Annotated in this window: 12 protein-coding genes and 2 tRNA genes; 5 read left to right on the forward strand and 9 right to left on the reverse strand. The window is 44.2% G+C overall.

Annotated features, from left to right (window positions below; all coding sequences use genetic code 11):
• Positions 1-54: 54 nt before the first annotated feature.
• The 5 genes from JWG44_RS18195 to JWG44_RS18215 all read right to left on the reverse strand — a co-directional run bounded on the left by JWG44_RS18195 (position 55) and on the right by JWG44_RS18215 (position 5,823).
• Complete coding sequence (locus JWG44_RS18195) at positions 55-2,265, reverse strand: glycosyltransferase family 2 protein (protein ID WP_205276405.1); 2,211 nt, start codon at positions 2,263-2,265, stop codon at positions 55-57.
• Between the two features lie 106 nt (positions 2,266-2,371).
• Positions 2,372-3,184 carry a polysaccharide deacetylase family protein gene (locus JWG44_RS18200; RefSeq protein ID WP_332460809.1) on the reverse strand — a complete coding sequence of 271 codons (813 nt, stop codon included), beginning with the start codon at positions 3,182-3,184 and terminating at the stop codon, positions 2,372-2,374.
• Positions 3,185-3,294: 110 nt separating this feature from the next.
• Positions 3,295-3,801: a DUF1993 domain-containing protein gene (locus JWG44_RS18205; protein ID WP_205276406.1), complete on the reverse strand. Its 507-nt coding sequence runs from the start codon at positions 3,799-3,801 to the stop codon at positions 3,295-3,297.
• Positions 3,802-5,014: 1,213 nt separating this feature from the next.
• Positions 5,015-5,097, reverse strand: a tRNA-Leu gene (locus JWG44_RS18210).
• Positions 5,098-5,148: 51 nt separating this feature from the next.
• Positions 5,149-5,823, reverse strand: coding sequence for a CDP-alcohol phosphatidyltransferase family protein (locus JWG44_RS18215; protein ID WP_205276407.1), 675 nt, complete (start codon positions 5,821-5,823; stop codon positions 5,149-5,151).
• Positions 5,824-5,968: 145 nt separating this feature from the next.
• On the opposite strand from JWG44_RS18215, the gene JWG44_RS18220 reads away from it, so the two are divergent.
• Positions 5,969-6,042 (forward strand) — tRNA-Asp (locus tag JWG44_RS18220).
• Between the two features lie 421 nt (positions 6,043-6,463).
• Here the strand turns inward: JWG44_RS18220 and fliG are convergent.
• The 4 genes from fliG to pdhA are packed head-to-tail and all read right to left on the reverse strand — an operon-like array spanning position 6,464 to position 10,786.
• Entirely contained in the window at positions 6,464-7,483 is a 1,020-nt protein-coding gene (fliG, locus tag JWG44_RS18225) for a flagellar motor switch protein FliG (RefSeq protein ID WP_205276408.1), read from the reverse strand.
• 13 nt (positions 7,484-7,496) lie between these two features.
• Positions 7,497-8,807 carry a pyruvate dehydrogenase complex dihydrolipoamide acetyltransferase gene (locus JWG44_RS18230; protein ID WP_205276409.1) on the reverse strand — a complete coding sequence of 437 codons (1,311 nt, stop codon included), beginning with the start codon at positions 8,805-8,807 and terminating at the stop codon, positions 7,497-7,499.
• Between the two features lie 21 nt (positions 8,808-8,828).
• Complete coding sequence (locus JWG44_RS18235; protein WP_205276410.1) at positions 8,829-9,803, reverse strand: pyruvate dehydrogenase complex E1 component subunit beta; 975 nt, start codon at positions 9,801-9,803, stop codon at positions 8,829-8,831.
• Positions 9,803-10,786 carry a pyruvate dehydrogenase (acetyl-transferring) E1 component subunit alpha gene (pdhA, locus tag JWG44_RS18240; RefSeq protein ID WP_205276443.1) on the reverse strand — a complete coding sequence of 328 codons (984 nt, stop codon included), beginning with the start codon at positions 10,784-10,786 and terminating at the stop codon, positions 9,803-9,805. Before pdhA ends, JWG44_RS18235 begins: the two co-directional genes overlap by 1 nt.
• 97 nt (positions 10,787-10,883) lie before the next feature.
• Here pdhA and JWG44_RS18245 point away from each other — a divergent pair, with 97 nt between their 5' ends.
• From JWG44_RS18245 to creD, 4 genes are all read left to right on the forward strand, one after another.
• The gene (locus JWG44_RS18245) at positions 10,884-11,615 is read left to right on the forward strand and encodes a response regulator (protein ID WP_205276444.1); all 732 of its coding nucleotides are present in this window, start codon (positions 10,884-10,886) and stop codon (positions 11,613-11,615) included.
• Between the two features lie 4 nt (positions 11,616-11,619).
• Positions 11,620-13,047: a two-component system sensor histidine kinase CreC gene (gene creC, locus JWG44_RS18250; protein ID WP_205276411.1), complete on the forward strand. Its 1,428-nt coding sequence runs from the start codon at positions 11,620-11,622 to the stop codon at positions 13,045-13,047.
• A 76-nt stretch (positions 13,048-13,123) separates the two neighbouring features.
• Positions 13,124-13,411 carry a hypothetical protein gene (locus JWG44_RS18255; RefSeq protein WP_205276412.1) on the forward strand — a complete coding sequence of 96 codons (288 nt, stop codon included), beginning with the start codon at positions 13,124-13,126 and terminating at the stop codon, positions 13,409-13,411.
• Positions 13,412-13,414: 3 nt separating this feature from the next.
• Positions 13,415-14,746: a cell envelope integrity protein CreD gene (gene creD, locus JWG44_RS18260; protein ID WP_205276413.1), complete on the forward strand. Its 1,332-nt coding sequence runs from the start codon at positions 13,415-13,417 to the stop codon at positions 14,744-14,746.
• Positions 14,747-14,947: the final 201 nt, after the last annotated feature.

Genomic DNA, 14,947 nt, shown 5'->3' on the forward strand with positions numbered 1-14,947 from the left:
CCGTTTTCATTCAAGTTCGAGAGATCAAAGTCTCGGTTCGAAAAAAAGTCGGAATCAATGAATCGGATCTTTTTGAGTGGTGTCGTTTGTGTAGAGCATCGCGGCTTCGAGTTCGATCGTGACCCTTGGTTCCACCAACTGCGCGACGGAGATCTCTTCGGGAGGTTTGTTCAAAGATAGCGTCAAATCTTCCCAGCTTGCTCGGAGTCCGATAAACTTCACGATCGCATAACCCAACATCATCGCGTTAGCCAGATTGTAGAAAGAATAGGCCCAGTTTTTGTGAACGTAGTTCGTAAAAAAACCGAAGAGCAGCTGAGCTAAAAGAGAATATGCGGCTATGACGTAAAGAGCCGGCATCGCCGTTCTTCCGGTGATCTTGGGAGTTCTACTAAAAGGAATTTGTTTTCCTGTGACCGCTTGGTTCAAAGACATGAATACACCCGCAAGATTGACGGGAATCAGAAGAAGATTGAGGGCGTAGACCCGAAAAACATCCATCCAGCGATAACCCATCTCCACAAGATCCATTCCATAGAGAAAAAAATAAGGGAGAGATGAAATCGCAATCCAATAGGTTTCCATTCCTTCTCCGAGAGGACTTCCCATCAAGATCACCAATCCGATATTTACGGCGGCTATCGAACCGAGATAGTGAACTCGAAAGAATGCCTCTACAAATTTGGAAAGGCTCCAAGGCCGTTGAAAGACATGGCGGAGAAGTTTGGGAAGAATGATCAATCCGCCGTTGGCCCATCTTCTTCTTTGGATGAGAAGGGAACCGAAATCTGCGGGTGTCGCGCTATACGCGAGACGTTCGGGGTAATTGTAGAGACTCCAATCTACGTCCAAAAGATCGATACTTGATTCCGTGTCTTCGATGACGGTATTGTCTTGAATATAACGATGGATCGTGTGACCTCGTTCTTCGTAAACGGTGCAGATATCAAGGAGGGCTTTGTAACGAAGCATCGCGTTAGCGCCGACCCAAAACGTAGCGCCAAAATGGGTAAACCCTTGATGAATCTGATACTGAATGTCGGTGGTTGCTCCTGCCATCTTTTCCAAAAGATTAGGAGCTCCTGGAATCGCGCTGTAGGGAGTCTGAGCGACGGCGACTCTTTCGTTCCGAGGAGAAGTCATAACGTGGGATAACTTTAGAACGTATTCTGGAAGAAGGGCGCTGTCCGCGTCTAAAGTGATCAAAAATTCCGCCGAAGGAATTTCAAAGGAAGGATTTGTGTCTTCGGTTTTTTCGAGAATGGTTCCGTGCGATTCTTCTCTCTCTTTCCATTTTTTTCCCAAAAGATAGATGTAACTGTTTAGATTCATCGCTTTGTTGGGAAGATGAGATAGATTGAGATATTTTTTTCTTTCAAAACTCGTAAAATTTACGGAAAAAAGACCGGCAAGACGATTGAATTCTCTTTCGATTCTTTCCAAAGAAGCGCCGCCTTGAGAAAGAAGATTCTCCAATTCTAAAATTCTCTCGGAATGTAATTCCTCCCATTTCCCAAAAAAACGATCCCGCATAAAAACGCGGGTATGTTCCGGAAGTTCCCGTTTGATCGTAGGATCGTCATAACGTAGAATCCGATTCCGAAACCAGAGAGTTACACTTTTGTAGAGACGAATCAATTCTTCGGTTTCAAAAGACGCGTTTAGAGATCCTGAAAGTTTGCGTTTTAAAAATTCTTCTTTGGCGAGAGAGAAAGGAACGTTTGTTTCCTCGAATTCTTTTTGAAGAGATTCCGGAAGATTTCTCATCTTCTGGAGAGCTTCGAAATCGGAATAATTTTTCGGCTGAGGCGGATCGTCGATCAACAAAACCACTCTTCTGTTCGGATAATCCTGAAGAGCGGCGGATAAGAGGGTTTCTCGGACGATGTCCAATTCTTCCTTATAGGATGGGACCAGTATTGTTAGGGAAGGAGAATCCGTTCCGTAGATGTTTTCCAATTCCTCACGCTCGGGAGGATTGTGCTTAAGGAGTCTCTTAAAATAACCGAGACGGGTAAATTGATAAACGAAGTTCCCGTATGTGAGAAGTGTAATGATTACGATAAAGGCCATTTGCCCGATGGCCGCAAAAGGCCTTTGATCGAGGATTTCCTCTACGAGGATTTGAAACATTTCTATACAGGCGAAAACGCAGGAGACAATCGTCAAAAAAAGGAAAATGCGGGTGATCCAGATCTGGTTGTTGTAATACCGATTTGTCTTTAAATATGTGGATTCTGCTACAAGAGCCGGATTCTTTATCATCTAAGTTGTACTGAATCTACTATAACAAAAATTACCCTTCGTTATGTAATTCATAATTATCTTCGATAAACGGAAATTTTATTCCGTTTATCAAATTTAGAGAATTCTAATAAGTGTAAGGTGAGTTTCCTTGTGTGGATTTCTGTGTCTTCTGACACACGGTGTATTTTGGGTTTTCCAACTGTTCAATAAAGGTCGCAAGATCGCATTTCCCGTCGATAAAAATTCGTTTGATGCGCATGGGATCCGCTCCCGGAAGGTTAGCGCCTTGTTCGGTGGTTAAAAGCGCTTTGTAGCCGGAAAGTTTGGCTAACCGAATTAAAGGTTTGTTGTACCAGCCGCAAGGCCAGGCGAGATAATCGATTGGAATTCCTAACTTTTCCTCTAAGATTCTTTTGGATTCTTTGAGTTCAAAAAGGGCTTCTTTTTTTCCCTTTCCGGGAACTCTATTGTCTACCCAGGTCACGAGGTTGTCCTTTGGATTCCAGGGATGACTATAGGTATGAGATCCAATTTCGAAAAGCGGGTTTTGGGAAAGTTCTTTGATCTCGGACCATTCCATATATTCTCCCTTTCCGATTCCTTTGGGTCCGGCGATGATCCAGAAGGAAGCGGGAAAAGAATATTTCTTAAGTGTGGGAACCGCGTTTAGAACATTCTTCCATCCGTCGTCAAAGTTGAGAACGATGGAACGATCGGGAAGGGGATGGCCTCCTTTTAAATAAAGGAGAAGTTGTTTCATCGAGATCGGATGATATCCATGAGAAGAAAGATATTTCATCTGTTCTTGGAATTTTTCCAAAAAGATTACGGTTTCTCCGGGGTCTCGATCCGACTCCGTTACGATTTCGTGATAGATAAGAACGGGGATTCCTTTGGGATTGGGAACGTTCGAGGTTTTGAATTCTTTTTCCGTAATACTGCAGAGATTAAAAGATAGTAATATAAAAACCGATCCGAGTCCGGAGAAGTTTAGAATTTTGGATCCGATCGATTTCAATGGTTTCCTCGTTTTCGATGATTCTAAGATTAACTCTTAAAAGGCATATCACCCAAATAATTCTTCTTACCGAGATCCACTCCGTTATGACGCAGAATAGAATAGGCGGTCGTGATATGAAAATAGAAATTCGGAATCGCGTGTTGGATCGCAAATTCCTTTCCGGTGAGATATTTACCTTCCCAGCGCGGTTGTGAAATCTTACGATCCAAAGAGTTTTGAAAATCTTCTTCCGTAAAAGTTCCGAGATATTTCAGGACCGACTGAATTCTTGTTTGGAGTTCGGAGAGAGTCTTTTCTTGGTCTTCGTGTTTTGGTGAGTCTTTCCCTGTGAGACGGGAGACGCCCAACTTCGCGGTATCACAAGCGATTTGAACCTGTTTGATGAGGTGAAACTGATCCGGAGCAAGTCTGGAATTTAAAAGAATCTCGACGTCGAACTTTTTGGTTTCCGCGTAGGAGGCTCCCTTTTCCAAAAGAATACTGAGATTTTTTAGCATTTTTGAGAATTGAAGAATTGTGATTTCGTAGAGCATCTTTTTTTTCCTGATCGGGTGTGGGTGAAGTTTGTTCCAGCTTTTGAGATACGTGTGATTCAGATAGAATTTTTCGGGAAAGAAATGGATGGAATCTTGTAGAAGAAGAAAAGCAAGCGGTCGTAGATACGGCGAGCTTAGGTAAGAAATTTTTTCGTTAAAAAAGAGCGATTTCCTGGTAGAGGAAAGTTTCGCCTATTTTTCCTGCGGCGCGACCCGTAGAGAGCGACGCATTGAGTTCTTCCACCCAATCAGCATATCCCCCTACAAAGTTAAAAAAGCGATTTCGAATGAAGAAGGAACCCAGTATGACTTTTTGTAGGAGTTCCTACAAAAGCTCTGAGAGAGAATATTCCTTGCAAAGTTATGATTTTGTGATATAGGAAAATCTCCCGGAGTCTTCCGCCTCCCGCCCCTCCACCCAAAATTTCAGGGCGGGGCTTTCGTTTTACGGAGGACTGTCGTTATTACGACAGATTTTTCTTAAGAGTCAAAGAACTTTGTGGGTAAGGTAAATGCAATGAGATTGGGGTGCGGCCGTTTTTTTGTGAGACTGTCGTAGTTACGACAAGACAAGAAGGATCTATCGGAACGATTCGCTTCGAGTCCCAGTTTTGCTGAAGTTGGTTGTATAATTTTAAAAAAAGGAAAGATTTTTGCTCGAGTTCAACTCAGTAAATTTCTCCCTATTGGTCGAAATTTAGGGGACTCGCCGTTACGCAAGCCACCATCCTGGTGCCTTAAGCTCCACGGCGTCTCGCTTTGGCCTCGGAACAAAAAACTCAGCAGGTTTCTCCCTAAGGGTCGAAACCTATCTGTTCCTCGGAAGCATTTCTTCACTCTCTACGGATCGTTCGAAATGCTTTACCAAAGCTCGCTTCGAGTCCCAGTTTTGCTGAAGTTGGTTGTATAATTTTAAAAAAAGGAAAGATTTTTGCTCGAGTTCAACTCAGTAAATTTCTCCCTATTGGTCGAAATTTAGGGGACTCGCCGTTACGCAAGCCACCATCCTGGTGCCTTAAGCTCCACGGCGTCTCGCTTTGGCCTCGGAACAAAAAACTCAGCAGGTTTCTCCCTAAGGGTCGAAACCTATCTGTTCCTCGGAAGCATTTCTTCACTCTCTACGGATCGTTCGAAATGCTTTACCAAAGCTCGCTTCGAGTCCCAGTTTTGCTGAAGTTGATTGTCTAATTTTAAAAAAAGGAAAGATTCTTGCTCGAGAGGGGACTCGAACCCCTACACCTAATCGGCACAAGCACCTCAAGCTTGCGTGTCTACCAATTCCACCACCCGAGCGGTTGCAATGGACAGGATGTGAGAGGAGCCTAGGGAGTCAAGGAATTACGATCAAACGAGTTCGTATTTCTTCCGAGTCTTTTTGTCTTCTGGGTCGATCTGAATTTTTTCCGGATGAAAGACGATATTCCAATAACGTTTGGAGTAAGCGAAAATTCCGATGCTGAGAATGAGAACCAAGACGTAGCCGGAATATTCGGGGTGTTTTAGAAAACTCTCCCCGGCGATCTGCATCTCGATGAGAGGAATGCACATATACCAGAGAACCGCGACGGCGACAAGGCCCACTCCAAATTTTCCCCACCAATTCGGTTTTCCTTGAATCCCCCTCTTGAGATAGAGAAAACTTCCTAGCCAAACTCCAAGGATTTCTCGAATCACGTAAGCGATCAGAATCCAGGAAGGAAAACGAAAGTAATGCACGATCACCGAAAGTCCGCCTACAGTGACGATCTTATCACAGACAGGATCCAAATATCTCCCCAAAACCGATTCCTGATTGAGGAGACGCGCTAAAAAACCGTCCAAGTAATCCGTGATTACCGCAACGATACAGGTAAAAACCGCGTAAATTAGGAATTCCGTTTTCTCCGGATCTTCCATATAGGTTTTTGTGAAGGTGATAAAAAAAGGCAAAAGAAAAACTCTGCTCACGGAGAGAAAATTGGAAACCGTAAAGATTCGATCTTCTAAGAGTTCCTTTGGTTTTTTTTCCTGTACGATCATTCTTGTTCCGTTCCAATATTTATATCAGAAGAATTTTGTATTCCAGTAAATGAAAGAATAGATTTCCGGAACAGAATTTTTCGACCTAATTTGTTTGAAATCGGTTGACCGGATACCTTCGTTTGAAAAAGTATCAAAGGAACAAGGAGCTGTAGCTCAGCTGGTTAGAGTGCCTGCCTGTCACGCAGGATGTCGCGGGTTCGAGTCCCGTCAGCTCCGAGATTCTTCTTTTCTCAACTTAATCTTTAAACAATGTAGAATTTGGACTCGAAGCTTTCGAGCGAGAGTGTTTTTCGTTTGAAATGCGACCCATAGGGAGCATTGCGCTGAGTTGTAAGAAACGAAAAATACGATGCGAATTTTTCCAACTTTGTTGGAAGCCACCGCTTTCGCTTCGCGGCTTTTGGCTATCTCGCTCTTTATGAGTCGCTCAATAGATGGATGAGCACGCGAGGAAGACGCCGTGATAGATTCTGACCCATAGGGAAGAATCTGTTGAGTTTAAATAGGCGAGTCCTGTGCATTGCGACCCATAGAGAGCGATGCGCTGAGTTTTGAGCTCCGAAGATTCTTCTTTTCTTAACTCAATCTTTAAACAATATAGAATTTGGACTCGAAGCTCTTTCGAGTGAGAGTCTGCCTAAATGTATTCTTCCCCGTCTTTTTTCACAAAGATGGTTCCTTCTTCTTCCAATTCCCGAACCAAGTTGAGAACGATATTTCTTGCGTCGTTGATTTCGCGTAAGGTGAGTTTTCCCCGGATGTCCATCATATCCATAATTTCCGCGGCTCGATTGCGCGACATAGCGTTTAAAAAATGGTTTCGAAGCTCGTCTCCGGAGCCTCGGAGCGACATACTCAGAGTTTCATCGTCGTTTAGGCGATTGATGAGAATCCGCATTTCTTTCTGATCCAGACCCAAGACGTCTTCAAAGGTGTATAACTTCTCTTTGACTTGTTTCGCGAGTTCCGGAGAATTCGCTTCGAGTTCCTTGAGTATATTCTCCTCTTGAGACTTGTCCATGTGATTGAGAATATTCGCCAAAGCCTCGGCTCCGCCGGCTTCGCTGTATTCGGAACGATCTCTCTGTTCGTATTTTTTCTTTAATACTCTCGCGATTTCTTTGATTGCGTCCGGATGAGTTTTTGTAGTGTTTGCAAGACGATAGGCGACACTGGCCTGCAATTCTCCCGGAAAAAATTTCAAGATGTCCGCCGCCTTTTTCGGAGTCATAAACGCAAGCGTAACGGCGATGGTTTGAGGAGATTCATGCTGGAGAAGACCCGCGAGAACGCCGGGTTCGGCTTCGCTTAAAAAGGAAAAGTCGTCTTCGATGTCTTTTCTGGAAAGTTTTCCTAGGATATTCTCCGCTTTTTCCTTTCCCATGGAATGTTGGAGAATCTCTCTCGCCGCGTCCATTCCACCCTTGATCTCTCCTTCTCCGGGAAGCACCGAATTCTTAAACTCTAATAGAACGTCTTCTTTTTCTTTTTTGGAGATCGTTTTGATCTGAGCCATCTCGAGGATGATCTCTTCGATCATAGAATCGTCTAGTTTGGAAAGAACCTTGGCGGCGTCTTCTTTGTTAAGCGACAAAAGGAGGAGGGCCGATTTTCTGATTTTTTCTTTTCTTGCACCGGAAGTTGATTCTTTATCCACAAAAATAAAATCCTTAACCTGTTAGTAGGCGAAGGGGATGCTCCGTATATTCTCGAAATGCGGAAAGAAATCCGGCTCCGGTGGCGCCGTCGACAACTCTATGATCGCAGGAAAGAGTTACCGTTAAGGTTTTTCCGGCGACGAGACTTCCGTCGCGAATCACCGCCTTTTCCATAAGAGCGCCCACAGCGAGGATGGCCGCTTCCGGTTCGTTGATAACCGCAGTAAAGGAAGAGATTCCGAACATTCCGAGGTTGGAAACGGTAAAGGTTCCGTCCGTGTATTCCCCCGGTTTGAGTTTTCTCTCTCTAGCTCGGGAAGCAAGTTCTTTTATCTCGCGACTGATCGTCGTTACGTTTTTCTGATCCGCGTTTCGAACATAAGGAGTGATGAGTCCGCCTTCGATGGAAACCGCGACACCGATATCGATTCTTCCGTGTTCGAGAACGTGATCTTCTCTCCAGGAAGAATTGACTTCGGGAACTTCTTTCAGACACAAAGAACAAGCCTTGAGAATCAGATCGTTCACGCTTACTCTATCATGGCCTTCTAATTTGAGATCCTTGTTGATGGAGTTTCGGAGGTCGTCGATCGGTTCCGCGTCAACTTCCATCGTAAGATAAAAATGAGGAATGGTGGATGTGGAATGAGCCAGTCTTGTGGCGATCGTCTTTCTCATCCCGGTCAGTTCGATCTTTCGATCCTGACGTTTTACAAAACCGATTCCTTTTCCACCTCCCGTTTCTTGAAAGGAAAGAATGTCTCTTTTGATGATTCTTCCGCTGGGACCCGAGCCTACGACCTCGTCTAAGTTCACTCCGTTTTGAAGCGCGAGATTTTTGGCAAGAGGAGAGGCCTTTATCGTTCCTCCGTAAGAATGAGATTCTCTCCGAGAATTCGGTTTTTCAGAAATTTCGGTTTCGGATTCTTTTAGAGGAACAGGTTGGGCAGGTTTTGAAGATTCTACTTTTGTCTCGGGAGCCGGAATCGAAGAAGGGGCCGAGGAAGTTTGGGGCGGAGGTGTTGTTTCTTTTTTGGAAGGAATCGATTTCTTAGCGGTTTCGACTAACGCGGAAACGTCCTCTCCCGCCTTTCCTATGATCGCTACGGGAGAACCTACGGGAAGAAGTGTTCCTTCGGGTGCGAGAATTTCGAGGAGAACCCCGCTTTCAAAGGCTTCCATTTCCATCACAGCCTTATCCGTTTCCACTTCGGCCAGGATTTCACCGGGAGAAACCGAATCGCCGTTTTTTTTGAGCCAACGAACGATTTTTCCCTCGGACATCGTAGGACTGAGTTGAGTCATTTCAGCAATTTTAGCCATTTTGAATATTTCCTCGCTCTTCTATTCGAGCATTTCTCGGACTTTGGCGATGATCTTTTCTTCGCTCGGAAGAGAAGCCTTTTCCAAATTGGCGGCGTAGGGCATAGGAACGTCTTCCTGAGTGATTCTTTCCACCGGTGCGTCGAGATGATCAAACGCGTTTTTTTGTATCAAATAAGCAATTTGAGAACCGAAACCCGCAACTTCCCAACCTTCTTCCACGATCAGAGCTCGATTCGTTTTTGCCACCGAAGTATAGATGGCTTCTTCGTCCAAAGGACGAATGGAACGAAGATCCAAAACTTCCACTGAAATTCCTTCCTTCGCGAGTTTTTCGGCGGCGGGAAGAACATACATCAGAGCGCGTGACCAGCTTACAATCGTTATGTGAGAGCCTTCGCGTTTGATGTCCGCTTTTCCGAACGGAATCGAGTATTCCTGTTCGGGCACTTCTCCTCGACTTCCGTATAAAACCTCGCTTTCGATAAAGATCGTAGGATTGTTGTCTCGAATCGAGGTTTTCAAAAGTCCGTAAGCGTCCGCCGGAGAATACGGAGCGATGACCTTCAAACCGGGAATATGCGCATACCAACTTTCGAACGATTGAGAATGTTGTGCTGCGAGTCTTCCTCCAGCGCCGCCGGCTCCTCGAAACACGATCGGAATCGGAAACTGCCCCGCGCTCATGTAGTTCATCTTGGCCGCAGAGTTGATGATCTGATCGATCGCTACGAGCGAAAAGTTCCAGGTCATAAATTCGATGATGGGACGAAGACCGATCATCGCTGCTCCGATTCCGACACCCGCAAAACCGTTTTCCGAAATCGGAGTGTCGATCACCCTTTTTTCTCCGTATTTTGCGAGCATTCCCTGCGAAACCTTGTAAGCTCCGTCGTAGTGTCCGACTTCCTCTCCCATGAGAAAGATATTCGGATCCTTGTCCATTTCTTCGCACATCGCGCGGTTGAGCGCCTCTCTGTAAGTTAGGATCGCCATCAGACATTCTCCGCGTAGACGTTTTTATAAAGCCAGCCTAAGGGCGGCTCTTCACTTTTTTCCGCAAAAAGGATCGCTTCTTCCACTTTTGTTTGGAGATCTATATCTAGTTTTTCTAATTCTTCTTCCTTCCATTCCGAACGAAGAAGATCGTCTTTAGCTTTTAAGAGCGGATCGCTCTGTTTGTAACGGTCCAATTCTTCTTTGGTTCTGTATTTTGCGGGGTCGGACATCGAATGACCTCGAAAACGATATGTAGAAATTTCCATGAGAGTAGGGCCTTCTCCGCGTCTTGCGCGTTCCACCGCGACGCTTACGTGATCCCGCACCTTTCGAACCTCGTCTCCTTCGATATGATCTCTTGCGATGTCGTATGCGCCCGCTCGAACCGAAACGTCTTTGACCGAAAGTGCGCGGTATTCTGGAGTTCCCATCGCGTAGTGGTTGTTTTCGCAGATCATCACGAGAGGAAGTTTCCAGATCGCAGCGAGGTTCATTCCTTCGTGAAAGGATCCGATATTGGCGGCGCCTTCTCCAAAAAAACAAATCGTGACCGCGTCCGTTCCTTTGAATTTCGAGGCGTATGCGATTCCGGCGGCGAGAGAGATATGACCTCCCACGATTCCGTGTCCGCCCATAAAGTGTTTTTCTTTATCGAAAAAGTGCATCGAACCCCCGTAACCTTTGGAGATTCCCGTTTTTTTTCCAAAGAGTTCCGCCATGAGTGCATTTGGATCCAAACCTCTCGCGAGCGCGTGTCCGTGATCTCGATAGGTAGAAACGATATAATCTTTTTCTTGGAGCGCGGCGATGGAACCGACCCCAACCGCTTCCTGTCCGATATAGAGGTGACAGAATCCGCCGATCTTACCGGTGCTGTACGATTTGGCGGCTCCTTCTTCGAATCTTCGGATGAGAAGCATTTGTTTGTAGAGTTCGTAAAGGTCTTGGGTTTCTTTTTTGGTTTTTGGTTGGCTCATAATATACTGTGGATCGCTAAAACAATCGCAAAGTATCCTTGCGGAAGGAGGAGATGCAAACGGATTTCCTCTCAATTTGAAAAAAATGCGAAAGCGGCGAATCGAACAAAAATATCCTTTTCCTAAGGAGAGCCGTTCCTTTTTCTTTTCTGGAATGCATTCAGTTCGGACAATCCTACTCACAGAAGACGAACCGGGAATCACCGATACGATTCGAATCGTTTTAGAATCGGAAGGATTTCGGATGCTCTCAGCGATGACCGGTAAAGAGTGTCTTTCTCTCTTAAAAGAATCGCCGGACTTATTGGTATTAGACGTAGGTCTTCCAGATTTAAGCGGATTTGAAATTCTAAAAGAATTAAGAAAAAAACATTCGATTCCGGTCATTTTACTTACGGCAAGAGAATCCGAATTGGATCGTGTTCTCGGTTTGGAATTAGGCGCAGACGATTATATGGTAAAACCGTTTAGCCCGAGGGAGTTGATCGCAAGAATTCGAGCCGTACTCCGGAGATACGATGGAAATTCGGAAGAAAAAAGAACCGAATTTTTTACCGACGAGGATCGGAAGGTAATTTACTATTACGGCAAGTCCTTAACTCTCACCCCTTACGAATACAAAACTCTCCTCTTATTTTTAAAACGGCCCGGTAAAATTTTCACGCGAGAGGAAATTATGGACATGGTCTGGACGGAACCGGAGGATAGTTTCGATCGAGCGGTCGATACGGTGATAAAAAACATTCGCACTAGATTGAAGGAAGTTCGCAGCGACTTGGATCCGATCGAAACCAGACGAGGTTTGGGTTACGGATGGAAGGTCACGTTATGAGTCTTTGGATCCGAATCGTAATCGGTTTTTTTTTGCCTTTTCCGCAGGATATTATTATTTCGTAGATAAACTCGAAAGATCGATTCGACCTCGTTATATGGAAACGGTGGAAGAATCAATGAACGATACCGCCCACCTTTTCGCCTCCTTATTAGAAGGGGAGCTTTCAAATCAAGAAGCAACTTTGAAAGAGGTCAGCGAACGAATTCTTTCTCCCATGTTCCGAACCGCGAAAGAACACAATCTAAACTCTAAAATTTTCGAAGTAACGAAGACGAAAGTAGATCTGCAACTCTATGTTACCGACGAACAAGGAATCGTGGTCTACGATGGTGAAGGATATCGGAAAGGATCGGATTATTCAAAAAAGAACGACGTATATCTCACGTTAAGGGGGAAATACGGAGCGAGGTCGAGTTTGTTAAACGCTTCGGATCAGGAGGGCGCTTTATTTGTCGCGGCGCCGATTCGAAAGTCAGGAAAAACGATCGGAATTCTCACGGTGATCAAACCCAAAAGTAGTGTGATTCCTTTTATAGAATCTGCAGAGAAGAAATTTTGGACTCTCAGTCTTTACGTCGCCTTGTCGATCGTCGTTTTGTTTCTTTTCAGCGTTTATCTTATATTCTCACCGATTCGAAAATTATCCGAATATGTTTCCGCGCTTAGATCTAAAAAACGGATTCCATTTCCAAAAATAAACGTTCCTGAAATTCGAGGTTTGGGAGAGGAAATGGATCAATTATTTCGGGAACTCGCGGGGAAGGAATATATCGAAAATTACGTTCAATCGATGACTCACGAAATCAAAAGTCCTCTTTCCTCGCTGCTTGCTTCGGCGGAGTTGATCGCGGAGAATCCGGATCGTCTGAATTCTCTGATCTCTAACATCCAACTGGAAGGAAAAAGAATTCAAACGATTTTAGAAAAACTATTGGAATTCAGCGCATTGGAGAATCTATCCCGATTGGAAAAAGTTCCGAATCTGAATTTGCAGGCGATCGTCCGAGAAACGGTTTTTTCCGTAAGACCCGAATCGATCCGAAAAAAAGTAAACATTCAAGAGTCGACCGAAACCGTATTTGTGGAAGGGAATTCCTTCTTTTTGGGAATGGCTCTGAGGAATCTCGTACAGAACTCTTTGGATTTTTCAAGCCCCGGTTCTCAGATTACGGTTCGCTGTGGAAAAAAGAACGATCTTCCTTTTTTGGAAGTCGAGGATTCCGGAGTGGGAATTCCCGGATACGCCTCGGAAAGAATTTTTGAAAAATTCTATTCTCTCCCGCGTCCCGATACCGGTCGCAAAAGTTCAGGATTGGGACTTGCCTTTGTAAGGGAAATCGCTAAATTGCACGATGCGGAAGTGGAAGTCAAAAACGGAAATTCTCACGGTGTAACCGCTCGAATCGAATTCAAAAATAATAAAAAGTAACAACCTCACACGATCCTCACATTTCGCTCATTTATCTCTCACTCCTATCATTCATACTCTTCGATCAGGAGAACGTATGTTTAACAAATTGTCAGTAAATTTTAGAATTTTAATTCTCGCGATCCTGTTCGTCGGATTTTTGATTCCTACCTTTGCGCTCAGCGCGTGGGAAAAAAAAGAAAAAGTCGGAACTGGATGGGATCGCAAGTCTCTGTCCGCGCTGCATCTTCGTTTTCGAAAGCAGACACGGTCCGCCGATCGTGAAAAGATATCGCGGAAGTCAGTTTCCACACAGGAAAAAAAAAGAAAATGGTGGAAGGAGTTTTATGAAAAAACGGAGCCGGAAGGATGTGCGGGGGAGTAATGTATGTTTAAAATTCAATCGTCTATCAATCTTAGAATTTTCATTCTTGCGATTTTGTTAGCAGGGTTTTTGATCCCGATTCAGATGGTTCATTCCTTGATTTCGGAAAGACAACAAAGAGCCGTAGAAGCAGCAGAAGAGGTGAGTTCAAAATGGGGATCTTCCCAAACCGTGGCGGGTCCGTTTTTGGCGATTCCTTATAAAGTGCATAAGGAAAAAGTAATAGGGCAAAACGGAGAAGAAATACTCATCGGAGAAGACGGAGAAATGTATTTTCTGCCGGAAGAATTGAATTTGGAAACGGATCTAAAGACTGAAAAGAGAAAGCGGGGAATTTATGAGGTTATCTTATATGGAGGGAATTTGAAAATTCAAGGAAACTTCAAACAACCTTCAGTTTCCGATTTTCCTGAAAATACGAAAAATATTCTTTGGAACAACGCCCGTATGATCGTTTCGGTAAGCGATCCAAAAGGAATCGGAAGCGATATCGAATTTTTTTTAAACAGAAAGGAAAAAAAATTTCAGCCGGGTTCTTCCGCTCAGATTTTTAATTCCGGTTTGCATTCCGAACTCAAACTTTCAGAATCAAAAGCGCCTCTTGACTTCCAAATCAAAATTCCGATCCAAGGTTCGAATTCGATTCATTTAGCTCCTCTTGGAAAAAGAAGCAGGATTCAAATCGTTTCGGACTGGAAGGATCCGTCTTTTGAGGGAAACCTTTTGCCCAAGGAAAGGAGGGTTTCCGAAACCGGATTTCAAGCGATATGGGAATCTTCTTATTTTTCAAGAGATTATCCGCAGGTAATTTCATCAAACGGAGAAACGAGTTTCGGGACGATTTTATCTTCCTGTTACGGAGTTCGATTGATCATTCGAGCGGATCAGTATCTAAAACTGGAACGGTCCTTGAAATATGCGATTTTGTTTCTTGGCGCCAGTTTTACTCTTTTTTTTCTATTGGAAATTTTCGGAGGAAAAATTCTTCACCCTTTTCAATATCTTATGATCGGATTTGCGATGATGGTTTTTTACATTCTGAACTTGTCCTTATCCGAGCATTTGGGTTTCGCCATTTCTTATATAGCGGCCTCTCTCGCGGTATCTTGTTTGATCGGATACTATTCCGGAGCGGTTTTGGAGAATAAAATAAAAGGAATCGTCGCGGGAGGATATTACCTGGGATTGTATTCGTTTCTTTATGTCGTATTATCTTCCGAGGATAATTCTCTCTTGTTAGGTTCCATTGCGGTCTTTCTATTTTTGGCGTTATTGATGCACCTGACCCGCAAGATCGATTGGTATTCCTTTGGGGTACAGAAAGAAACGGAGTAGCTCAAAAGGTCATTTTTTGCCCTGTCCCTAATAAAAAAGCATATCCTTACCCACAAGTTTTTTGAATCTTAAAAAATCTGTCGTAACAACGACAGTCCTCCGTAAAACGAAAGCCCCGCCCTGTTTTTGGGAGCCTGTTGAAAAAGAAAATCAGAGAATCTCTCGTGATTCCGCCCTAAATTGCATTGGGTTCCTTTTTCT

The sequence above is a fragment of the Leptospira ainazelensis genome, assembly GCF_016918785.1.
Lineage (GTDB): Bacteria > Spirochaetota > Leptospiria > Leptospirales > Leptospiraceae > Leptospira > Leptospira ainazelensis.

Coding starts and splice junctions, on each gene's coding strand:
- JWG44_RS18195 (WP_205276405.1), bottom strand. CDS start 2,265: ATGATAAAGAATCCGGCTCTTGTAGCAGAATCCACATATTTAAAGACA.
- JWG44_RS18205 (WP_205276406.1), bottom strand. CDS start 3,801: ATGCTCTACGAAATCACAATTCTTCAATTCTCAAAAATGCTAAAAAAT.
- JWG44_RS18215 (WP_205276407.1), bottom strand. CDS start 5,823: ATGATCGTACAGGAAAAAAAACCAAAGGAACTCTTAGAAGATCGAATC.
- JWG44_RS18230 (WP_205276409.1), bottom strand. CDS start 8,807: ATGGCTAAAATTGCTGAAATGACTCAACTCAGTCCTACGATGTCCGAG.
- JWG44_RS18235 (WP_205276410.1), bottom strand. CDS start 9,803: ATGGCGATCCTAACTTACAGAGAGGCGCTCAACCGCGCGATGTGCGAA.
- JWG44_RS18255 (WP_205276412.1), top strand. CDS start 13,124: ATGTTTAACAAATTGTCAGTAAATTTTAGAATTTTAATTCTCGCGATC.
- creD (WP_205276413.1), top strand. CDS start 13,415: ATGTTTAAAATTCAATCGTCTATCAATCTTAGAATTTTCATTCTTGCG.